Raw genomic sequence first — 22,561 nt, forward strand, 5'->3', positions numbered from 1 at the left:
CCGACTACCCTGGGGCCATGGTGGACCTCGCGAAGATCACGCAACCCTTGTCCCTCGACCGGTTCGGGCCCCGCCGGGACGGGCCCCTGGTACTGGAACTGGACCTGACCGAGGGGGTCGCCGACGAGGCCCCCGGAGACCCGATCGGCCAGCTCGTCAACCGGCGCCGCCAGCAGTACCTGGACGTGGTGGAGGGGATCCGCCGCGGCGCCCGCGACCCGGGGGTGGCGGCGCTGCTGGTCCGGGTCGACACCCGCTCCCTGGGGTTCGCCAAGGTGCAGGAGCTGCGCGCGTGCGTCGCCGACTTCCGCGCCGCGGGCAAGCCCGCCGTGGCCTGGGCGGACTCCTTCGGGGAGGCGGGCGACGGCAACCTCCCCTACTACCTGGCCTGCGCGTTCTCCGAGATCGCCATGGCGCCCACCGGCGTGCTGGGGCTGACCGGCCTCCAGCTCCGCAGCACCTTCGTCAAGGGCGCCCTGGACAAGCTGGGCCTGGGCTACGAGGTCGGCCGGCGGCACGAGTACAAGAACGCGCTCAACGGGGTGACCGAGACCGGGTTCACCGACGCCCACCGCGAGGCCGTCGGGCGGATCGCCGCCTCGCTCGGCGACCAGCTGGCCGAGGGCGTGGCCCGGGCCCGCTCCCTGACCGTCGACGCGGTGCGCTCCCTCGTCTCGCGCGGGCCCTTCGTGGGCGCCGAGGCGGTCGACGAGGGCCTGGTGGACCGCCTGGCCTACCGCGACGAGATCTACGCCGGCCTGCTGTCCCGGGTCGCCGGTGAGGACGGCCCCGAGCCGCGGCTGAGCTTCGTCACCCGCTACCACCGCCGCCACACCCCGGCGCCGCGCCCGCGGGTGGCCGGGGGCGCCGACCACATCGCGCTGATCACGGCCACCGGCACCATCAGCCTGGGGCGCACCCGCCGCTCCCCGCTGGGCGGCGGCACGGTCATGGGGTCGGACACCGTCGCGGCCGCGTTCCGGGCCGCCCGCCGGGACCCGCACGTCAAGGCGGTGGTCTTCCGGGTGGACAGCCGGGGCGGGTCGCCCACGGCCTCCGACGCCATCCGCCGCGAGTCGCAGCTGACCCGCGAGGCGGGCATCCCCGTGGTGGCGACCATGGGGGACGTCGCCGGGTCGGGCGGCTACTACGTGACACTGGGCGCGGACGCGATCGTGGCGCAGCCGGGCACCCTGACCGGGTCCATCGGCGTCATCGTCGGCAAGCCGGTGCTGGGGCCGCTGCTGGAGCGGTACGGGATCACCAGCGACGCGGTGGCCGTGGGCGACCACGCGGGGATGTTCGACACCGACCGGCCCTTCAGCGAGTCGGAGTGGGAGCGGGTCAACGCCCTGCTGGACCAGGTGTACGAGGACTTCACCGGCAAGGTGGCGACCGCGCGCGGGATGACCCGCGACGAGGTGCACGAGGTGGCCCGGGGCCGGGTGTGGACCGGCCGGGACGCGCACGAGCGCGGCCTGGTCGACGCCCTGGGCGGACTGGAGACGGCCGTGCGCCGCGCCCGGGAGCTGGCGGGCGGCCGTGCCCTGCCGCTGCGCCCGTTCCCGCACCGGCACCCGCTGGACCGGCTGCGCCCGCACGAGTCGAGCGAGGACCCGGCCGCCGCCCAGCCGCAGAGCGCCCTGGACGCCTGGGGTTCGCTGCGGGGCGTCGCCGCGGCCCTGGGCCTGCCGGAGGCGGGCGCGCTCACCATGCCCGACCTCGGCCGCCTCCGCTAGCCGGAGCCCGGACCGGCGCGGGCACCCCGTCCCGCGGGGGCGTGCCCGCGGCGGCGGGCCGGGCGCGGTCCGTCGCGCCCGCGGCGCCGGCGGGAAGGCCCGCGGCGGCGGGCGGGCCCGGGTGGGGCATGATCGGGCGACGGTCTTCGACGAGGGAAGCGGGGGATGAGGCGGTGGGCGACACGGTGGCGACCGGTCCGTACCTGAACGCGATGGGGCTGCTGCCGGCCGGGGTCACGGTGGTGACCGTGGCCGACGGCAGGGACGACGTCGGGGCGACGGTGAGCGCCTTCGGCTCGGTGTCGGCCGACCCGCCGGTGGTCTCGGTCAGCGTGGACTCCGACGGGTACATGGCCGAGGTGATCGGGGAGGCCGGCGCGTTCGCGGTCAGCGTGCTCGGCGGCGGCCAGACGGTGCTGGCGGGCCGGTTCTCCGCCGAGGGGCGGCCCAGCGCCCGGCTGCTGGTGTCCGGGCAGGCCCACCACCGCGGGGAGCGCACCGGGGCGATCGTGCTGGACGAGGCGCTGGCCGCGTTCGAGTGCCGGGTGCGCCACCGGGTGGAGGTGGGCGACCACACCGTGTTCTTCGCCGACGTGGTCGGCCTGCCCGGGGTACGGGGCGGCGGCCCGGCCCTGGTCCGCCGGGCCGGGCGGTACCGCCCGGTCGACTGACCGAGCGCGGGCCGGTACCGGACGGCCCCGGCCCGCGCCGCGGCCACCGCGGAGGGAGCCGGACACGGAGCAGGGGCGCCGGGGTACGGCCGCGACGGTCGGTGCGCGACCGCCGCCCGGCACCCGGTGACGAACGCCCGGCCCCCGCTTTCGAAGCCGGGGCCGGGCTCGCGACGATCCGGCCGGAGGGCGCGCCCGGCCGGTGGGAGCCGGCGGTGCGACGACCGCTCCTCCGGCCGGGCGGTGTGACCGCCCGCCCGGAGGGTGCTCAGGCCAGGCCCTGCTCCTGGAGCCACTCCTGGGCGACGTCGGCCGCCTCCTCGTTGTCGATGATGATGCGCTCGTTGAGGGCGGTCAGCTCCTCGGTGGTCAGCGCCGCCGACACCGCGTTCAGCGCGGCCCGGGCACCCTCGTCCACCTGCTCGGAGTTGATGAGCGGGGTGACGTTCTGGGCGCCGAACAGGTTCTCGGGGTCCTCCAGGACCACGAAGCCCTGCGCCGCGATCTGCGGGTCGGTGGTGAACAGGTTGGCGGCCTGCACGTCCCCGTCCTGGAGCGCCTGCGGGATCAGCGCCGGGTCCAGGGCGCGGAACTCGCCGAACTCCACGCCGTAGGTGTCCGCCAGGCCCGGGACGCCCTGCGGGCGGGTCTCGAACTCCGGCGGCGCGCCCAGCGCCAGGTCGCCCGCCGCCTCGGCCAGGTCGGCGATGCCCGCCAGGTCGTACTCCTCGGCGGTCTCAGGGGTGACCGTGATGGAGTCCTTGTTCTCCGCCTCGGACGACTCCAGGATCTCCAGGCCCTCGGGCAGCGCCTCGGCGATGGCCGCGTTGGTCTCCTCCACCGTGCCCACCGGGGCCTGGTTGTCGAGGTAGGCCAGGATGCCGCCGTTGTACTCCGGGAACACCGACAGCCGCCCGGACTCGACCTGGGAGTAGTACACCTCCCGGCTGCCGATGTTGAGCTGGTACTCCACCTCGAACCCCTCGGCCGCCAGGGCGCGGCCGTAGATCTCGGCGAGCAGCGCGCTCTCGGGGAAGTCGGCCGAGCCCACCACGATGGCCCCGGAGCCGCCTCCCTCTCCGCCTCCTCCCCCGCCGTTCTCCTCCTCGAAGGGGTCGCTGGCGCCGCAGGCGCTCAGCAGCAGCACCAGGGGGAGCCCGGCGAGGGCGATCCGTGTCTTCATCTCGCAAACCTTCTCTCTCTCGGCCCGCCGCCGCGGCGGACCCTTCACCGCGCGGGCGCGGCCTGCGCGCGCAGCCCGGGGGCGACCAGAAGGCGCCGCGCCCCGGCGAACAGGAGGGTGGTGACGACGGCCAGCGCCACCACCAGGACGGACCCGCCCAGGATCATCGACAGGTTCTGCTGGGCCTGGCCGTCGAAGATGTAGCGGCCCAGGCCGCCGACGCCCACGTAGGCCGCGATGGTCGCGGTCGCCACGACCTGGACGGCGGCGGTGCGCAGCCCGATGAGGACCAGCGGCAGCGCCACCGGCAGCTCCAGGCGCAGCAGGACCTCGCGGCCGCGCATGCCCATGCCCGTGGCGGCGTCGCGCAGCCCCGGGTCCACCGAGCGCACCCCCTCGTGGGTGTTGACCAGGATCGGCGGCACGGCCAGCGCCACCAGGGCGGCGATCACCGGGACCAGGCCGATCCCGGCGGCCATCACGACGAGGAACAGCACGCCGATGGTGGGCAGCGCCCGTGCGAAGTTGGCCAGGCTGGCGGTCAGGAAGCCGCCCACCCCGGTGTGGCCGGTGAACAGGCCCACGGGGACGGCGATGAGCGCCGACAGCACCAGGGCCAGCAGCGAGTAGTACACGTGCTCGCCGAGCCGGGCGGGGATTCCCGCGCTGCCGCTCCACTGGGCGGGGTCGGCGAACCAGGCGGTGAGGCCGTCGAGGATCTCCACGGTCACCCCTTCCCCGGCGGTGCGACCGCCGTCGATGCGAGCGCCGGGGCGTCCGCGGCCGCGGTCGCCGCGGCCCGGCGGCGGCGGACGGACCCGGTGCGCGGCCGGTCGCGCCGCGCCCACGGCGTGAGCAGGCGCTGGGCCAGGACCAGCAGGGCGTCGGTGGCGAAGGCCAGCAGCACCACGAGGACCACGCCCACGACGATGGGCGCGTCGAACTGGCGGCGGAACCCGTCGCTGAGGATGAGCCGCCCCAGGCCGCCCAGGCCCACCAGGGAGGCCACGCTGACCATGCTGATGGTGGCCACCGACGCCACCCGCAGCCCGGCGATGATGACCGGGAGGGCCACCGGCGTCTCCACCCGCACCAGGCGGCGCAGCGGGCCGAAGCCCATCGCCACGGCCGCCTGGCGCACGTGGTCGGGCACCTGGTGGAGGCCGTCCACCACGTTGGGCAGCAGGATGACCAGGGTGTACACGGCCAGCGGGACGATCGCCGTCCAGTCGCTGAACCCGGTGTAGGGCAGCAGGAGGAAGAACAGGGCGATGGAGGGCACGGCGTAGAGCACGTTCACGCCGGTGAGCAGCGGCGGGTACAGCGGCTTCCAGCGCACGCAGGCCAGCCCCAGCGGGACGGCCAGGAGCAGTCCGATGGCGATGGACGCGTACGACAGGCGGATGTGCTCGATGAGCCGCGGGCGGATGCCCCGCCCGGGCTCGTCGGGGTAGTACCAGTTGGCCGCGGCCCAGTCCCAGACGCCCTGGGCCCAGTCCAGGGCGGCGGCGGGGGCGCTCACTCGGTCACCGACCACAGGGCGGCGCCGAGGTCGTCCTGGGTGACCACGCCCAGGACCCGGCCGTCGACGTCCACCCCGACGGCGCGGCCGGCGGGCGAGAGCACGGCGGAGTCCAGCGCGGCGCGCAGGGAGTCCGTCTCGACCGTGAAGGTGTGACCGAAGGGGACGGTGTCCAGCTCGCTCAGCCGGATGCCGGAGGGGACGTCGACCAGGGAGCGGTCCGAGAGCCAGCCGACGGGGGACCGCTCGGTGTCGACGACCAGCAGCCACGGGTGCTCGGCGGCGATGTGGCGCACGTCCTCCACCTTGAGGTCGTCCTCGAACACGACGTCGTCGCGCAGGGACAGGACCCGGGCCGGGAAGAACGACAGGCGGCGCACGCCGCGGTCGTGGCCGACGAACCCCTCCACGAAGTCGTCGGCGGGGTCGGTGAGCAGCCGCTCGGGGCTGTCGTACTGGGCGAGTTCGCCGCCGGGGCGGAAGACCGCGATGCGGTCGCCCAGGCGCACGGCCTCGTCGATGTCGTGGGTGACGAACACGATGGTCTTGCGCAGTTCCTGCTGCAGGCGCAGCAGCTCGTCCTGCAGGCCGGTGCGCACCACCGGGTCGACGGCGCTGAAGGGCTCGTCCATGAGCAGGACGGGCGGGTCGGCGGCCAGGGCGCGGGCGACGCCCACGCGCTGCTGCTGGCCGCCGGAGAGCTGGTGCGGCCAGCGGCGGCCCATGGCGGGGTCGAGGCCGACCAGCTCCATGAGCTCTGCGGCGCGGGCGCGGGCGGCCCTGCGGGGCGTTCCCAGCAGCAGGGGCACCGTCGCGATGTTGTCCAGGACGGTGCGGTGCGGGAACAGGCCGGCCTGCTGGATCACGTAGCCGATGCCGCGGCGCAGCAGGGCGGGATCGCGGTCGCGGATGTCGACGCCGTCGATGCGCACGGTCCCGCGGGTGGGCTCGACCATGCGGTTGATCATCCGCAGCGACGTGGTCTTGCCGCTTCCCGAGGGTCCGACGAAGACCGTGGTCTGCCCGGTCTCCACGGTGAGGTCAAGGTCGGCGACGGCGACGGTGCCGTCGGGGTAGTGCTTGGCGGCGCCCTCGAAGGTGATCATCGGGGTCTCCAGTCCGGGGCGGGGCTGATGGTACGGGTGCGGCCCCTGGCGGGAGGGGGGACCCCGGGGCGGACCGTTCGACGGTACCCCTGTTCGAGTCCGCCAAACGGCAGGGACGCACACCGTGATCGGATCGCCATTTGTCTACTTTTCCCATCAGATGGATGGGATATGGGCCCGTAGCCTAACAGCAGGGAGGGGCGGCGGGGAGGACGCACCGCCCGTCCGCGCGTCCGGGGCGGGGAGCGCCGCCGGGGCCGCCGGTCAGGCGTGCGCCAGGGCCCACTCCGCGACGGCGTGCAGGTCGTCGGCGACGACGTCGGCCCGCGCCGCCTCGGGCCGGGCGGCGTGGCGGTACCCGTAGATCCCCCGGCGCAGCAGCGCCGTGGCCATGCCCGCCGCGCGGGCGGGCAGCACGTCGTTGTCGACCCGGTCGCCCACGTAGAGGATCTCCCCGGCGGTGATCCCGGGCCGGGTCAGGGCGGCCAGGTCCAGCACCCGGTCGAAGAACTCCGGCAGCGGCTTCTTCACGCCCCAGACGTCGGAGATACCGATCCCGTCCACGCCCAGCGCCATCGCCTCCAGCGCGGGCCCGGCCTCGGGCGGCTGGTTCCCGGCCACGACCAGGGACAGGCCGCCCCTGCGCATGTCCGCGAACGCCGACCGCACGTCCGGGTACAGGTCCCTCTCGCCGAAGTGCTCGCGCTCGCCGCCGGGGTCCTGCGCCCGCCAGCGCTCGCTCTCGGCCGCCAGGTCGAAACCGGGCACCATCAGGCGGAACCCGTCGGTGAGGGTGCCCCCCGAGGCCAGGACACCGCCGATGGTGCCGAAGAACGCCATGTGCGGGATGCCGAAGCGGTCCGCCCAGCGCGCGAAGATGCGCGTCTCGTCGACCAGCGTCTCGCCGACGTCGAACACCACAGTACGAATAGTCACGCCGAGGGAGTCTACAAGCCGCCCGTCCCCTGTCCGGGCGGCCGCAGTACCGCGAAGGCGTCGGTGATCTGCAGGCTCAGCGACCGGAACCGGAAGAGCGCGGCGGGCCGCCCGCCCGACCTCCCCGAGGGCACCGAGCGGCCGGTCTCCTCGATCTGCCCCCGGCGCAGCAGCACCCGGCGCAGGTTGGTGGCGGCCACGTCGTGCCCCAGCGCGGCCCGGTAGTAGCCCGACAGCTCCGACATGGTGAACTCGGGCGGGGCCAGGGCGAAGCCGACGTTGGTGTAGCTGAGCTTGGCGCGCAGCCGCTGCCGTCCCGAGCGGACGATGGAGGCGTGGTCGAAGGCCATCGGCGGCAGGTCCGCGGCCGGGTGCCAGCGCGTGTCGGCGGGCACCACGGGGTCGGTGTCGGCCGGGACCAGGCCCAGGTAGGCCGTGGCCAGGGTCCGGCGCTCGGGGGTGCGGCCGGGGTCGCTGCGCGTCTCCAGCTGTTCCAGGTGCGACAGGTCGCGCACGTCGACCTTCTGGGCCAGCTGGCGGCGGATGGAGGCGCCCAGGCTCTCGTCGGCCCGCAGCCTGCCGCCGGGCAGCGCCCACTCCCCCTCGCAGGGCGGCAGCGCGCGGCGCCACAGCAGGACGCACAGCTCCCCGGCGCGGATCTGGAGGACGACGGCGAGCGCCTCGTGCGCCGAGAGGCCGCTGTCCCCGACCACGGCCCCCACCACCTGTCCGTTTGCTTCCGGGATATCCACCCTGTCCCTTCCGTTCCCCGACATGTTAAGCTGCCACAGGTTTGTGCCTGACAGACAAAAACTCGGTCTCCCGGCACCGGCCAGCCACGGCGCGGCGTCCACGCCCGCCCACAGCCTCAAGGAAGTAGTACGGACATGGCACCGGTCACCGCCCCGGCGGACACCATGACCAGGCAGGAGTGGGCCGCCGAGGTCCGCCGCCTGGCGCAGGAGCGCGATGCGGTCATCCTCGCGCACAACTACCAGCGCCCGGAAATCCAGGACGTCGCCCACCACACCGGCGACTCCCTGGCCCTGTCCCGCCTGGCCGCCACCGTCGACGCGGGCACCATCGTCTTCTGCGGCGTGCACTTCATGGCCGAGACCGCCAAGATCCTGGCCCCGGAGAAGACGATCCTGCTGCCCGACCCCGAGGCGGGCTGCTCCCTGGCCGACACCATCACCGCGCAGCAGGTGCGCGACTGGAAGGCCGAGCACCCCGGCGCGGTCGTCGTCGCCTACGTCAACACCACCGCGGCGGTCAAGGCCGAGACCGACATCTGCTGCACCTCCTCCAACGCCGCCGACGTCATCCGGTCCATCCCCGAGGACCGCGAGATCCTCTTCCTGCCGGACCAGTTCCTGGGCGCCCACGTCAAGCGCGTCACCGGCCGCGACAACATCCACGTCTGGATGGGCGAGTGCCACGTCCACGCCGGGATCGACGGCCACACCCTGCGCGAGCGCGTGGAGTCCGAGCCCGACGCCGAGGTCTACGTGCACCCCGAGTGCGGCTGCGCCACCTCCGCCCTGTACCTGGTCGGCAGCGGGGCCGTCCCCAAGGAGCGGGTCAAGGTCCTGTCCACCGGCGGCATGCTCACCGCGGCCGAGAACACCACCGCCAAGAAGGTCCTCATCGCCACCGAGACCGGCATGCTGCACCAGCTGCGCAACGCCAACCCGGCGACCGAGTTCGAGGCGGTCAACTCGCGCGCCGAGTGCCACTACATGAAGATGATCGACGCCGACAAGCTGCTGAACTCGCTGCGGTTCGGCACCACCGAGATCACCGTGGACGCCGCCACCGCCGCCAGCGCGCGCCGCTCCGTCGAGCGGATGATCGCCATCGGCTCCCCCTCGCGCGGAGGCGAGTGACCGGGGCGTTTCACCAGCGGCGAGATTCCGGCGACCCGGCGTGAGGTAACAGAAACCTCACCTTCACGCCACAGTCCCCGGAATCCCCCGCGGGACCCGACTCCCCCCACTACCGTCTGCGGTGTGGGGGGAGAATCGTGACCAGAGGCAACGAAAGAGACGAACCGGTTCGGGAGACGGTCGAGGGGCTCTACGACGCCTTCGCCCCGGCCCTGTACCGGTACGCCTGGTCCCTGCTGGGCGAGGGCCCCGGGGCCGCCGACGCCGTGCACGACGGGCTGGTGGCCGCGCGCACCCTGACCGGGCGCCCCGCCGACCCGGCCGAGCGCGCCCCCTGGCTGTACGCCCTGGTCCGGGCCGCCGCCCGCCGGCGCGGCTTCGCCCCCGTGTGCCCCTACGCCCGGCTGGCCACCGTGCCCGCCGAGGAGCCGGTGGCGCGCATGTTCTCCCGGCTCCCGGCCAGCCACCGCGAACTCGTCGAACTCCACCTGCGCCACGCGCTGCCCGCCTCGGCGATCGCCCGCGTCCTGGGGCTGGACCCCGACCTGTGCGCCGGCCTGGCCCGCTCCGCGGTGCGCCGCGCCGCCGACGCCCTGGCCGAGGCCCGCGACCCCGAGCGCGCCGCCCGGGCCCGCGTCCGCGTCCCCGCCGACGAGGGGCCGCCGTCCCCGGCCGCCTGGCGCGCCCGCACGGAGGAGGTCTCCACCGCCCTGGCCCTGCTGCGCCCGCCGGGCCCGCCCCCGGGCCTGCGCGACCGGGTGGCGGCCACCTGCTCCGACCCCGCCCTGGAGGGCGAGCGCCGCCGCATCGCCCGGGAGATGCACCCGCTCACCTCCCAGGGCTACCCGCTGCACCGCTCCCGCGCCGCGGAGGACGCCGCGGGCGCCGGGGCGGGCTCCGGCCCCGGGGGCGGTGCGGGCGCCGAGGCGCGTGCGCCGCGCCCCGCCCGCGTCCTGCCCGGCGACCGCCTGACCACCGCCGACCACCCCGTCCACGAGGAGCACCGGGCACCGCTGCCCGCGCCCGGGGGCGTCGCCGAGGACGGGGAGGAGGCCGCGCCCCGCCGCTCCCGGCGGGCGCTGCCCGTGCTCGCCGGGCTGGCCACCGCCGCCCTGGCCGTGGCGCTGTGGGGCTGGGCGGGCACCGTCGAGGACCCTCGCACCGTCATCGGCGCCGGACCCGACGACCCGCCGCCCCCCGGATCGGCGCTCACCGGGGTGGAGTCCGCCTCCACCGCCGCCGACACCCGGCCCGAGGCCGGCCCCACCGAACCGGCCCCCACGGCCCCCGCCGGTCCGGCCCCGTCAGGGACCGGGCAGGAGCGGAGCGGGCAGGGCGGCGCGGCGGACGAGGGCCCCGGGGACCCGGGCACCCCGCCGGCCGCCCCGCACGAGCCCGCGGAGCCCCCTCAGGACGGGGCGCCCGGTGAGGAGGCGCCGCCGCAGGCGCCCTCGCCCGACCCCGGGGACGACGACGCCTCCGGCGAGGATCCCGACGACGGCGGGTCCGGGCGCGGAGGCGGTCTGCTCGGCGGTCTGCTGGGGCTGCTCCTGGGCGGTGGCTGACACCCCCGGCGCGGGCGGGGCCCGCGGGGCGCCGTCTAGAAGGCGGTGAGGAGGCGCTCGGCGGCGATGTGCAGCCGCCGCTCGACCCCGTCGACGTCGCGGCGGCCCTTGAGGACCTCCACCAGCTCGAAGATCCACACGCTGGTGAGCGATCCGGCCAGTACGTAGCCGACGTCCGCGCGGTCGATGTCCTCCTCCCCGGAGGACTCCGGCGCCAGCGACCCCGAGGCCACCCGCCAGACCAGGTCCGTGATGCGGGTGTCCAGCTCGATCTTGACCTCGGCCATGATGAGCGAGCGCACCAGCGCGTCGGCCAGCTCCGGCTCGCGCATCAGGCCGCGGGTGGCGCGCAGCAGCACGTCCACGGCCCGGCCGGCCGGGGTGTCGGCGGTGGGCGGGCGGCGGACGATGCCGCCCTCCAGCAGGTCCAGCTCCTCGGTGACCACGGCCACCACGAGGTCCATCTTGGAGGGGAAGTAGCGGTAGAGGGTGCCCAGGGCGACCCCCGCCCGCTCGGCCACCGAGCGCATCTGCATCGCCTCGACGCCGCCGCGCACGGCCAGGGCCGCCGCGGTCTGCACGATGCGCTTGCGGCGCTGGGTCTGGCTTCGTGACATGGTTCCGATCGGCGCCTGCACCGCCACAGGATCTCTCCCCTTCGTCATCGGCTCCGTGCGCCGACCACCGGCCGCGGCACCGAGAGGGCTACCAGGTGTGGCCGACGGTCCTCCTGGAGCACCGACCTCATGAGAACACGTTATCCAACCGCTTCCCGTTCGCGCAGGGGTTCCCTTCCATGATTCACGCCTCATTGACCGGCATGGCAGCATCCTTACGGAATCGGTCTGCGGCTTTTGGGAACGCTGGTACGGGATTTATAGAATATGTTCTATTTCACTCTGGGCGGACAGCCCGCCCCCGGTGGTCACCCTGTGTGCACACCGCCCCTCCGGCGCGCCGACCCGGCCCGCACCCGGCACCCGGCCCCGACCTAGAATCGAATCCGGTTCTGTTTCCAGCGAGAGGCCGCCCATGCCCGGGACACCCCCCGTCGAGGACCTCGGAGACGGCGTGTGGAGCCTGCCGGTGCCCATCCCCGGCAACCCCCTCGGCTTCACCTACGTCTACGCCCTGACCGGCGGCGACGGCCCCGTCCTCATCGACACCGGCTGGGACCACGACGACTCCTGGGACGCCCTGGTCGCCGGCCTGGCCCGCATCGGCCACCGCGTGGAGGAGGTCCGCGGCGCCGTCCTCACCCACTTCCACCCCGACCACACCGGGCTCACCGGACGGCTGCGCGCCTCCTCCGACGCCTGGCTGGCCATGCACCCCGCCGACATCGCCGTCACCGAACACCTCCTCGCCCGCGACGAGGACACGCGCCTGCGGGAACTGGCCGACCGGACACGGGCCGCCGGATTCCCCGAGGACGACATCGCCGAACTCCTGGCCGGCCCCCGCCACGCCCCGCCCCCGGTCGTCCCCGACCTGGCCCTGCCCGACGGAGCCCGCGTGGACCTGCCCGGCCGCGACCTGCGCGCCGTCTGGACCCCGGGGCACACCCCCGGCCACCTGTGCCTGCACCTGGCCGACGGCGGACGCCTCTTCACCGGCGACCACGTCCTGCCCCGCATCACCCCGCACATCGGCCTGTTCCCCCCGGCCGACGGCGAGGGCGACCCCCTGGGCGACTACCTCTCCTCCCAGCGCGCCGTCGGAGCCCTGCCCGGCGCCGACGCCCTGCTCTGCCTCCCCGCCCACGAACACCGGTTCACCGGCCCGGCCGCCCGGGCCGCGGAGATCGCCCGGCACCACGAGGACCGCCTCGGCGAAATCATCACGCTGCTCCGCGGCCACGGCCCCGCCACCCTGTGGGAGGTCTCCTCCGGCCTGGCCTGGCGCCGCCCCTGGACCGGCATGGGCGTGCGCTCGCACCACATGGCCGCCGCCGAGACCGCGGCCCACCTGCGCCTGGCCGAGCGGCGCGGCCTGGCCGCACGCACCGGAACCCGCGGCCTCCCCCGCTGGGTCGCGGTCACCGCTCCGAACGCCCCACGCATAGGATCTCTGGCAACAGGCCCGGGAGCCGACCCCGGAACAACCGACGAGTAACATATGGGGCGCCCGCGCCGCCGACCCGCGCGACGTCCCGGCGGCACCGCCCCGCCACCGCGGCGGCCGGGCCCCGCGATCCAACGAAGAGGTGGACCCTTGACCCAGCCGGGCACGAGCACGGGACCCAGACCCGAGCGCCCCCTGCGCGTCGCCCTGCTCTCCTACCGGAGCAAGCAGCACGTCGGCGGCCAGGGGGTCTACGTCCGCCACCTCTCCCGGGAACTGGCCGCGCTGGGCCACCGGGTCACCGTCTTCTCCGGCCAGCCCTACCCCGTCCTGGACGAGGGCGTCACCCTGGAGAAGATCCCCTCCCTGGACCTGTACAACGACGCCGACCCCTTCGTCGCCCCGCCCCTGCGCGAGTGGCGCGACTGGATCGACGCCCTGGAGGTCGCCACCATGTGGACCGCCGGGTTCCCCGAGCCCCTCACCTTCTCCCTGCGCGCCGACCGCGAACTCCGCCGCCGCCTGGGGGAGTTCGACGTCGTCCACGACAACCAGACCCTGGGCTGGGGCCTGCTCCGCATCAAGTCCGCCGGGCTCCCCCTGGTCACCACCATCCACCACCCCATCAGCGTCGACCGCCGCATCGAGATCGGCGAGGCCCGCGGCTGGCAGCGGCTCTCCAAGCGCCGCTGGTACGGGTTCGTCAAAATGCAGGCCAGGGTCGCCCGCCGGCTCGACCCCATCCTGGTGCCCTCCCGCTCCTCCGCCGACGACATCGCCCGCGAGTTCGGCGTCGACCCCGGGACCATGGAGGTCACCCCCCTGGGCGTCGACACCCGCTACTTCCACCCGCGCCCGGACACGGCGCGCGTCCCGGGCCGCATCGTGTGCACCGCCAGCGCCGACAGCCCCCTCAAGGGCGTCGCCACCCTGCTGCGCGCCGCCGCCAAGCTCGCCACCGAACGCGACATCACCCTGACCATCGTCAGCAGGCCCCGCCCCGGCGGACCCACCGACCGGCTGGTCGACGAGCTCAGCCTGCGCGACCGGGTCGAGTTCGTCAGCGGCATCGACGACACCGCCCTCGCCGGGCTGATCCGCACCGCGCAGGTCGCCGTCGTCCCGTCCTTCTACGAGGGCTTCTCCCTGCCCGCCGTCGAGGCCATGGCCTGCGCCACCCCCCTCGTCGCCAGCCGCGCCGGGGCACTGCCCGAGGTCGTCGGCACCGACGGCGACGCCGGCCGCCTCATCGCCCCCGGCGACCCCGAACTGCTGGCCGCCGAACTCGCCCGCCTCCTCGACGACGGCGCCGAGCGCGAGCGCATGGGCGCCGCCGCCTGGAAGCGCGTCCAGGAGCGCTTCACCTGGCGCGCGGTGGCCGAGCTGACCGCCCAGCGCTACGCGTCCACCATCGCGTCCGCCGCGGACCGGCGCCGAGCCCCCGCCCGGGCCGACGGCGCCTGAGCACCTTTACCGCAGAACACGAGGGAGCCTCCACTGATCACCGTCGACTTCACCCTGTTCCCCGTCGGTCCGGGCGACCGCGTGCTCGACCTGGGCTGCGGCGGGGGCCGCCACGCGTTCGAGGTCTACCGCCGCGGCGCCGACATCGTCGCCTTCGACCAGAACGTCGAGGACCTGGCCTCCGTCGAGGCCATGTTCGCCGCCATGAAGGACGAGGGTGAGGCGCCCGCCTCCGCCGCCGCGGAGGCCGTCAAGGGCGACGCCCTCGACATGCCCTTCGACGACGCGAGCTTCGACCGCGTCATCGCCGCGGAGATCTTCGAGCACATCCCGCACGACACCGCCGCCATGAAGGAGCTGTACCGGGTCCTGCGGCCCGGCGGCATCGCCGCGGTGACCGTGCCCGGGTTCCTGCCCGAGCGCATCTGCTGGGCCCTCTCGGAGGAGTACCACACCAACGAGGGCGGCCACATCCGCATCTACACCCGCGCCGAGCTGGAGGCCAAGCTCAAGGCCACCGGCTTCCACATCGGCCCGCACCACCACGCGCACGCCCTGCACGCCCCCTACTGGTGGATCAAGTGCGCCGTGGGCACCGGCAACGACGACCACCCGCTCGTCAAGGCCTACCACGAGCTGCTCGTCTGGGACATGTTCCAGGCCCCCGCGGTGACCCGCGCGGCCGAGCGCCTGCTCAACCCGGTCATCGGCAAGAGCGTGGTCGTGTACGTGCGCAAGCCGCTCGACGCCGCCTGATGCCGGTCGTCAGCGCACCGGACGAGCTCGCCCTGCGCCTGCCCGGAGTCCTGGACGCCGGGCAGCTGCTGCGGTCCGCCGACTACCTGGCCCGCAGCCAGGAGGACACCGGGGCCGTCCCCTGGTTCCCCGGCGGCCACACCGACGTGTGGGACCACGTCGAGTGCGCCATGGCGCTCACCGTCACCGGGCTGTGGAGGCCCGCGCACGCCGCCGCCGCCCGCCGCGCCTACCGGTGGCTGGCGGAGTCCCGCCACCCGGACGGCGGCTGGCCCGCCAAGTTCCGCCAGGGCGTCCCCGCCACCGGGCTGCGCGAGGCCAACCACGCCGCCTACCCGGCGGTGGGGCTTTTCCACCACCTCCTCGTCACCGGGGACACCGCCTTCGCCGGGGAGCTGTGGCCCGTCGTCGAGGAGGGGCTGGAGTTCGTCCTGGCCCTGCGCGGCCCCCGCGGCGAGATCCTGTGGGCACGCGGGGAGGACGGCTCCCCCGGCGACCACGCCCTGCTCACCGTGTGCGCGAGCGTGCACCACGCGCTGCGCTGCGGCGCCGCCCTGGGCGAGCGCCTGGGCCGCCCCCGGCCGGCGTGGACCGGGGCGGCCGACCGGCTGGCGGACCTCGTCAACGACGACGAGGACCTGTTCGCCGACCGCTCCCGGTTCTCGATGGACTGGTTCTACCCCGTACTGGGCGGCGCCGTCCGCGGCGAGGCCGCCCACGCCCGGCTTGCCGAGCGCTGGGACAGGTTCGTGGTCCCGGGCCTGGGCGTGCGCTGCGTCGACGACCAGCCCTGGGTGACCGCCGCCGAGACCTCCGAGCTGGTCCTGGCCCTGGCGGCCCTGGGCAGGACCGAGGAGGGCGTGCGCATCCTGCGCGAGGTGCAGCACCTGCGCGACGGCGACGACGGCGTCTACTGGACCGGCTACCAGTTCGCCGAGCAGGTGCGCTGGCCCGTGGAGCGCAGCACCTGGACGACCGCCGCCGTGATCCTGGCCGTGGACGCCCTCACCGCGACCACCCCGGGCTCCCGCGTGTTCCTGCACACCTGGGACGGCTGACCCCGCACGACAGGAGAGGGGGCCGCTCCCGCGGCCCCCTCTCCTCACACTCCCCCGTCGGCGGGACGGACCCGCGCGCTCAGTCCCCCGGGAAGGACCGGCCCTCCTCCCGGCCCGGCGGTGTGATCTCCCCGCCGTCACCGGGATCGCCCGGACCCGGGAACTCGGGGATCTCCGGGACCTCGGGCACCTCCGGAACCTCGGGCACCTCGGGGCTCTCGGGCACCTCCGGCGTACCGGGGTCCTGCGGGGTGTCCTCGGGGACCTCCTCCACCGGCTCCTCCGGCTCCTGCGTGGAGGGGTCCGGCGCCCAGTACTGGACGGACCCGCCGAACGCCGGCTCGGGGAACTCCTCGCGCTCGTACCCCTCCATCACCCGCTGCATGTAGTCGCGCCAGATCGGCGCCGCCACACCGCCGCCGGAGATGTCGTACCCGGGGATGCCGAAGCTCTGGTTGTTCTCGTTGTAGACGCCCACCGCCGTCGACAGCTGCGGGGTGTACCCGACGAACCAGGCCGCGACGCTGTCCGAGGTGGTACCCGTCTTGCCCGCCGCCGGGTGCGTCCAGAAGTTCGCCGCCGATCCCGTGCCGCCCTGGACGACCTGCTCCAGCGCGTACGTGACGTCCGCCGCCGTCGACTCCTCGATGGCCTGGCGGGACTCGACCTCGGGCCGGACCTCCTCGCCCTCGGCGTTGAGGATCGACTTGATCACGTGCGTGTCCACGTGGCGGCCGCCGTTGGCGAAGGTGGCGTAGCCGCCCGCCTGGTCCAGCGGCGTCACCGTGGAGACGCCCAGCGCCAGCGTGGGCACCAGCTGGTGGTCCTCGATGCTGCCCTCGCGCAGGCCGATCGCGTACGCGGTGTCGCGCACGTTCTCGTAGCCGACCTCCATGTTGAGATCGACGAAGCCGAGGTTGTTGGAGACCCGGGTGGCCTGGATCAGGTCCATCGGACCGCCCGGGGCGTTGCCCGCGTTCTGGATCCGCGAGCCCTCGACGTCCCGCGGCCCGCTGCCGTTGACGAAGCTGCGCAGGCTGTAGCCCTCCTCCAGGGCGGTCGCCAGGACGTACGGCTTGAACGCCGACCCGGCCTGGGCGCCGCCCAGGAGCGCGCTGTCGTACTGGTTCTCGGTGTAGTCGTGGCCGCCGTAGAACGCCATCACCTCACCGGTGGCGGGGTCCACGGTGGCCAGGCCGATGTTGACGCCCTCGGGGATGGCCTCCTGCGGGACGGCCGCCTCCACCACCTCGTAGGCGGCGTCCATCATGTCCCGGTCGAAGGTGGTGACGACCGTGTAGCCCTGCCGGTTGATCTGGTCCTCGGTGTAGCCCAGCTCCTCCAGCTCGCGCATCGCGGCCTCGTACATGTACCCGCGGTAGCCGCTCAGGTCGTTGTCCGAGCCGGGCTCGTACTCGACCGGCGCGGGGAACTCCATCGCGTCGGCCTCGGCCTGCGTGATCGCCTCCGTGGTGACCATGCCGTCGACGACGTAGCGCCAGCGCTGCTCCATCTCCGGCGTGGTGTTGACGTCGGCCTCGCCGAACGGCGTCGGCTGCTGGATGGCGGCGGCCAGGAAGGCGGCCTCCTCCGCGGTCAGCTCGTTGACGTCCTTGTCGTAGTAGGCCTGCGCGGCGGCCTGCACGCCGTAGGCCTGGCGGCCGAAGTAGATGGTGTTGAGGTACTGCTCCATCACCCACTCTTTGGACTCGCTCTGGTCGACCTTGATGGAGATGATGATCTCCTGGATCTTCCGCGAGACCGTCTGCTCGAAGGACACGCCCTCGTAGTAGTTGCGGACCATCTGCTGGGTGATGGTGGAACCGCCCTGGACCTGCTGGCCGGTGACCGTGGACCACACCGCGCGGGTCGTGCCCCGCACGGAGACGCCCGGCTCGGTCCAGAAGCCGCGGTCCTCAGCGGAGATGACGGCCTCCACGACGTGGGGGCCGCCCTCGGTCATCTCGTCGTAGCTGACCGGGTCGCGGTCGGTGCCGCGGTAGGCGAACTCGGTCTCCCCGTCGCCGAAGAAGAAGGTCGAGCCCTGCTCCACGGCGTCGGCCTTGGCCGCGTCGGGGACCTCGACGGTGGTGTAGAAGAACGCGAAGGCACCGCCCGCGAGGATGACCATCAGCCCGGTGGCGACCAGGAAGGTGAGCAGCAGGCGCAACCAGAGCGGCTTCTTGCGCTTGGCCTTCTTCTTGCCCTTGCCGGGGCCGCTGCCGGCCGGACCGGAGGGACCCGCGGGGCCTCCGGGGCCCTGCGGCGGGAGTCCGCCGCCCGAGCCCGCGGAGTAGTCGGACATGCGCTGGGGCTTGGGCCACAGCGCCCCGGCCGCCGCGGCCGACTCCTCGGTGACCTCGGGCCGCGGAGCGGGCCCGGCGGCCGAGGGCATGGGACCGGTGGGCGTGCCGGTGGCAGCGCCGTCCCCGTCGCCCTCCGGGGGCAGCGGGACGTGCGTCCAGGTGGCCGCACCCGGTCCGCTCCCGGCCGGGGCCTCGGGCTCCCCGGGCCGCGGGGCGGCCTCGGAGGCGGATTCCGCGGGCTCGGCGGGCACGTCCCGCCGTTCGTCCCGCCGGGCCGCCACGGGCGGCTCGGCGGCCTCCTGAGCGGGCTCCCCGGCGGGCCCGTCCGGCGCACCGGACGCCCCGGCGTCCGCGAGGGCGCCCAGGTCGAGGGCGGCCGTGGCCGCCTCGCCGGCCTCCGGGGCCGGCTCTTCTCCGGCGGAGTCGGAGGGACCGTCCTCCGCGTCCGGCCCGCGGGGCACCGGGGCGCTGCCGCGCACACGGGTCGGCACCCGGTAGATGCCCCCGACGGTCCGGACCTCGGGTTCCCCGGGCCCCTCCTCCTCTGCGGGTGTTTCGGGCTCCTCTGCGACCGGGGTTCCGGTCACGTCCGACCCGCCGGCGGAGGATCCCGCGGCCGTCGCCGCCCCGTCCTCGCCGTCGGAGTCGAAGCCCTGCTCCGCGAGTACCTGAGCGACACGCTCACGGAAGAAGGTGCCGCTGGTCTTGAAGGTGATCGGAGCGGAGCCCTCCGGCTCCGCGGTGTCGTCGGCACCGGCGGGCGGGGCACCACCGGTCGCGTCCTCTCGGGTGTCGGACGGCTTTTCGGCAGAGGTGTCGTTGGTCTCCGGCGCGACGTCCTCGTCGTGCTCGGGGCGCTGCCCATCCGCCCCGTTCGCGCCGTTCGTGCTCTCGCTCAGCTCCCCGCCCCCATGGCAAATCACGTCCGGCACCGTGCCGTCCTGGTGTTTGACGCGCAACTGCCCCGGATCGGTTCAGTCAAGTCGGGCTCGAAGCGGTCTTTGGGGGGATAACGCCACCATCGCTCCGCCCCTCCCGGACACGATACCGGGCCGTAACCATGTCAAGGCCGAATCCATAACCGGGTGGTGACTTCTTACCTAAGGCTTACCCAGCGTAGGTGTGTCCGAGGGCGAATGCCGCCCGGCTCACCGGGAGAGCCGAAAATCACCCGCGGCGCGCTCTCAGGCGACCCGCTCCAGGACCCGCAGGGAGCCGACCGCGGCGACCTCCCGGAACCGGCCGGAGTCCAGTGCCCGCAGGTAGATGTTGTGGGGAGGACGCCCGCCGTCCGCGGGGTCGGGGAACACGTCGTGGATGACCAGGGCCCCGCCCGGGGCCACGTGCGGGCTCCAGCCGGCGTAGTCGGCCTGCGCCGCCTCCTCGCTGTGGCCCCCGTCGATGAACACCATCCCCAGCGGGGTGCCCCACACCGAGGCGACCGCGGAGGAGCGTCCGACCACGGTGATGACCTCGTCGTCCAGCCCGGCCCGGGTGAGGGTGCGGCGCAGGTGCGGGAGGGTGTCGAACTTTCCGGTCTCCCCGTCGACGAGCGTCGCGTCGTGGTACTCCCAGCCCTCCTGGTGCTCCTCGGAACCTCGGTGGTGGTCCACCGTGACGACCTTCACACCGGTGGCCCGGGCCGCGGCGCCCAGGAAGATCGTGGACTTGCCGCAGTAGGTGCCGATCTCGACGATGGGCCCGACGGGGGCGTACCGCAGCGCGGCCTCGTACAGGGCGGTGCCCTCGTCGGTGGGCATGAAGCCCTTGGCGTCCTCGGCGGCGGCGAGGAGGTCGGCGGGGATGGGAGTCGTCATGCAGGGATTCTCCCACCGGAGGAACCCCGCCGGACGCCGGGGACCGGAGCCTGCGCGGGGGCGGGGCCCGGGGCGCAATGGCTTTTCTCCCGCCCGGGGCGCCCGGCCACTGCCGGTCAGAGGACCGCGGCCTCCACTCCAGGGGGTGAGAGCTCGACCGGAGTTCTCCGAAAGTCCAGCCGCTTGGGGTGGGCGGCCGGCGGAGCGTGGACCTGGCCCCGGCGCGGGCGGCAGAGCGCAGGGGCGGTGCGTTGGGCGCACGTCGCCGGTGGTGGGGGTGTCGTCCGGGGCTGGGTCGAGCAAGGCGATCCCAGCTCAGACACAGCGGCGGGAGGAATGCCCCCTGCAAAGGCTGGTGGGCGCGAGGAGCGGCCCGTACGTAGAAGCACACCCATGCCCTCCTAATGCCGTAGGGGGTGAAGCGTGCGCTGTCTCTGGGCCCCAGGCACAGCCGGTGAGCGTTAATCCATGCCCGGCTCCAGGTGGTTGACGAGGGCATACTCGGCTCCGCAGACACACGGGGGTGAGGGCCGCGCGTACCTACCCCGCCGAGCCAGTGGGGGTTGTCCACCCGCCGGGAGTGCTCAGCCACAGCCGGGGGCATCGCTCCCACCGCAGGTCGCGCGGGGTGAGGCCGCGGGTACCTGCCCGCCGCGCAACGGGGGTTGTTCACCCGCTTTAACGCTGTGGGGGGTGGAGCGTGCCCTGTCTCTGGGCCTCCAGCAGAGCCGGTGAGCATGAAGCGGCATCCCGGCTCCAGGGGGTTGACGAGGGCACACTCGGCTCCGCGGACCATGGGGGGTGAAGGCCGCGCGTACCTGCCCCGCCCCGCCACTGGGGTTGTCCACCCGCCGGGAGTGCTCAGCCACAGCCGGAGGGCATCGCTCCCACGCCAGGTCGCGCGGGGTGAGGCCGCGGGTACTCGCCCGGCCCGCCGCAGGGGGTGTCAGGTGGCGCTCCCGCATGCTCCGCTCCAGGGGGTGAGGCGGACTTGGAGGTCTCCAGGACGGTCACCCGTTGGGAACGGCGGTCTGTGGTCGCGCCCGACCAGAACCTTTGGTCTCCAAGACGGTCACCGCTTGGAAAGGCACAGACCGGCGGAGCCGGATCCGCCCCCACGACACGACGGGCGGCAGACGGACAGGCGAGAGCGTGGGTCGCACGTCCCGGGCGGTGGGGGTGTGCTGTCCGGGGGCGGGTCCGGGCGAGGCCTGCCCCGCCCGACCACGTGGAAAAGGAGGAAGGGTCCACCCGCACACCCGCAGTCGCTCCCGACCTCGCTTGGAACACCAACCCCAGACGCAGTAACCCGCACCCAAGCACCCTCCCGCACCACGACGGGTCGAGGCCGCGCGTGTGCGCCGCCCTCACCCCCTACGGCCCGGCTCAGCGCGATGCCCTCCCGCTGGGGCTGGCGACTCCAGGAGGGTGAACAGCTCCGGGGCCCAGGTCGCGGTTCTCCCTCCCCAACCCCCCGTGGTGCGGCCGGCAGGTGTCCGCGGCCTTCACCCCCACGGGTTCGCGGAGGGAGGTACGCCCTCCCGAAACCCGCTGGGGTCGGGGTGGCGATTCATGCTCACCGGCTGTGGCCGGGGCCCGAAGACCGTGCACGCTTCACCCCCTACGGCGTTGGGAGGGCATGGGTGGGCTCTACGTACGGGCCGCTCCTCGCGCTCACCACCCTTTTCAGGGGGCATTCCTCCCACCCCGGGCGGCTGGGCTGGGATCGCCTCGCTCGACCCAGCCCCGGATGACACCCCCACCACCGGCGACGTGCATCGAACGCACCGCCCCAGTGGTCTGCCGTGCGCCGACTGCGCCGGGGCCAGGTCCACGCTCCGCTGGCCGCCCTTTCCACATGGCTGAGCTTTCGGAGAACTCCGGTCGAGCTCTCACCCCCTGCGGCCAGGGTGAGAACGACGCTCTACGACTGGGGCCGGGATGGGAACGACACCCTCCCGCTATGGCCAGCGCCCCGGTCCACCGACCGGCTGGGGCCGACCACCCCGGTCAGGACAAAAACCACCACACCACAAACCCCGGACCGCGCACCAACAGCAGCCGACCACCCCGACCACCCCGACCACCCCGACCAAAAGAGAAAACCCTCCAGCCGGCCACCCCCACACCACACAAAAAAAGGGGGCCGCCCCAAGGACAACCCCCCACAACACACCCCAACAACAGGGAAAGCCCCCCGCCAAAAGACGAGGGGCCCTCAACCCGAAAAAAACCGTGGCAGCAACCTACTCTCCCACCCCACCACAGGGCAGTACCATCAGCGCAAGGAGACTTAACGACCGGGTTCGGAAAGTAACCGGGTGTGACCCTCCCACCATAACCACCACGGAAACCAACACCCACACCCCGACAACCCCCACAAACCAGAGAGCCACGAAGCAGGGAAACCAGAATCCACCAGCTATGTGAACAACGTATGCGCGAGCACCCAATTATCTGCAGCGGACAAGCCCTCGGCCTATTAGTA

The 22,561-nt window shown here is 74.0% G+C and carries 17 protein-coding genes and 1 rRNA gene; 8 read left to right on the plus strand and 10 right to left on the minus strand.

The genetic code is table 11. The features are described 5' to 3' along the window. The first annotated feature begins 17 nt into the window (after positions 1-17). Complete coding sequence (gene sppA, locus BUE45_RS27685; protein WP_073383804.1) at positions 18-1,739, plus strand: signal peptide peptidase SppA; 1,722 nt, start codon at positions 18-20, stop codon at positions 1,737-1,739. Positions 1,740-1,951: 212 nt separating this feature from the next. After that, on the plus strand, positions 1,952-2,410 hold the full coding sequence (locus tag BUE45_RS27690; RefSeq protein WP_073383833.1) for a flavin reductase family protein: 459 nt from the start codon (positions 1,952-1,954) through the stop codon (positions 2,408-2,410). 268 nt (positions 2,411-2,678) lie between these two features. On the opposite strand, the gene BUE45_RS27695 is transcribed toward BUE45_RS27690, so the two are convergent. From BUE45_RS27695 to BUE45_RS27720, 6 genes are all read right to left on the minus strand, one after another. Continuing rightward, entirely contained in the window at positions 2,679-3,593 is a 915-nt protein-coding gene (locus BUE45_RS27695; protein WP_073383806.1) for an ABC transporter substrate-binding protein, read from the minus strand. 44 nt (positions 3,594-3,637) lie between these two features. Continuing rightward, positions 3,638-4,318, minus strand: coding sequence for an ABC transporter permease (locus tag BUE45_RS27700; protein WP_073383835.1), 681 nt, complete (start codon positions 4,316-4,318; stop codon positions 3,638-3,640). A gap of 2 nt (positions 4,319-4,320) precedes the next feature. Beyond that, the gene (locus BUE45_RS27705) at positions 4,321-5,115 is read right to left on the minus strand and encodes an ABC transporter permease (protein WP_245833497.1); all 795 of its coding nucleotides are present in this window, start codon (positions 5,113-5,115) and stop codon (positions 4,321-4,323) included. After that, a complete protein-coding gene (locus tag BUE45_RS27710) occupies positions 5,112-6,221 on the minus strand; it encodes an ABC transporter ATP-binding protein (protein WP_073383809.1) in 1,110 nt (369 codons plus the stop codon). The genes BUE45_RS27705 and BUE45_RS27710 overlap by 4 nt, the downstream gene beginning before the upstream one ends. A 264-nt stretch (positions 6,222-6,485) precedes the next feature. Continuing rightward, a complete protein-coding gene (locus tag BUE45_RS27715; RefSeq protein WP_245833498.1) occupies positions 6,486-7,157 on the minus strand; it encodes an HAD family hydrolase in 672 nt (223 codons plus the stop codon). An 11-nt stretch (positions 7,158-7,168) separates the two neighbouring features. Next, entirely contained in the window at positions 7,169-7,909 is a 741-nt protein-coding gene (locus tag BUE45_RS27720) for an NUDIX hydrolase (protein ID WP_073383812.1), read from the minus strand. Between the two features lie 135 nt (positions 7,910-8,044). On the opposite strand from BUE45_RS27720, the gene nadA reads away from it, so the two are divergent. Continuing rightward, positions 8,045-9,043, plus strand: a complete 999-nt coding sequence (gene nadA, locus BUE45_RS27725; protein ID WP_073383813.1) for a quinolinate synthase NadA — start codon at positions 8,045-8,047, stop codon at positions 9,041-9,043. A gap of 137 nt (positions 9,044-9,180) precedes the next feature. Further along, positions 9,181-10,608, plus strand: a complete 1,428-nt coding sequence (locus BUE45_RS27730) for a hypothetical protein (protein ID WP_073383815.1) — start codon at positions 9,181-9,183, stop codon at positions 10,606-10,608. A gap of 35 nt (positions 10,609-10,643) precedes the next feature. Here the strand turns inward: BUE45_RS27730 and BUE45_RS27735 are convergent, their stop codons facing one another. Then, complete coding sequence (locus tag BUE45_RS27735) at positions 10,644-11,252, minus strand: TetR family transcriptional regulator (RefSeq protein ID WP_073383816.1); 609 nt, start codon at positions 11,250-11,252, stop codon at positions 10,644-10,646. Positions 11,253-11,640: 388 nt separating this feature from the next. Here BUE45_RS27735 and BUE45_RS27740 point away from each other — a divergent pair, with 388 nt between their 5' ends. From BUE45_RS27740 to BUE45_RS27755, 4 genes are all read left to right on the plus strand, one after another. After that, positions 11,641-12,723 (plus strand): MBL fold metallo-hydrolase, encoded by a 1,083-nt coding sequence (locus BUE45_RS27740; RefSeq protein ID WP_073383818.1) that lies wholly within the window; start codon positions 11,641-11,643, stop codon positions 12,721-12,723. Positions 12,724-12,822: 99 nt separating this feature from the next. Further along, positions 12,823-14,136 (plus strand): glycosyltransferase family 4 protein, encoded by a 1,314-nt coding sequence (locus BUE45_RS27745; protein WP_073383819.1) that lies wholly within the window; start codon positions 12,823-12,825, stop codon positions 14,134-14,136. Between the two features lie 33 nt (positions 14,137-14,169). Beyond that, positions 14,170-14,892, plus strand: coding sequence for a class I SAM-dependent methyltransferase (locus BUE45_RS27750; protein WP_073383821.1), 723 nt, complete (start codon positions 14,170-14,172; stop codon positions 14,890-14,892). Then, positions 14,892-15,950: a glucosidase family protein gene (locus BUE45_RS27755; RefSeq protein ID WP_073383822.1), complete on the plus strand. Its 1,059-nt coding sequence runs from the start codon at positions 14,892-14,894 to the stop codon at positions 15,948-15,950. The genes BUE45_RS27750 and BUE45_RS27755 overlap by 1 nt, the downstream gene beginning before the upstream one ends. 79 nt (positions 15,951-16,029) lie before the next feature. On the opposite strand, the gene BUE45_RS27760 is transcribed toward BUE45_RS27755, so the two are convergent. The 3 genes from BUE45_RS27760 to rrf form a co-directional block, all read right to left on the minus strand. Further along, the gene (locus BUE45_RS27760; RefSeq protein ID WP_073383836.1) at positions 16,030-19,188 is read right to left on the minus strand and encodes a transglycosylase domain-containing protein; all 3,159 of its coding nucleotides are present in this window, start codon (positions 19,186-19,188) and stop codon (positions 16,030-16,032) included. Positions 19,189-19,440: 252 nt separating this feature from the next. Further along, positions 19,441-20,073, minus strand: coding sequence for a class I SAM-dependent methyltransferase (locus BUE45_RS27765; protein WP_073383824.1), 633 nt, complete (start codon positions 20,071-20,073; stop codon positions 19,441-19,443). Positions 20,074-22,306: 2,233 nt separating this feature from the next. After that, positions 22,307-22,422, minus strand: a 5S ribosomal RNA gene (gene rrf, locus BUE45_RS27770). Between the last annotated feature and the right edge of the window lie 139 nt (positions 22,423-22,561).

This window comes from Nocardiopsis flavescens (assembly GCF_900141985.1).
Taxonomy (GTDB): Bacteria; Actinomycetota; Actinomycetes; order Streptosporangiales; family Streptosporangiaceae; genus Nocardiopsis; species Nocardiopsis flavescens.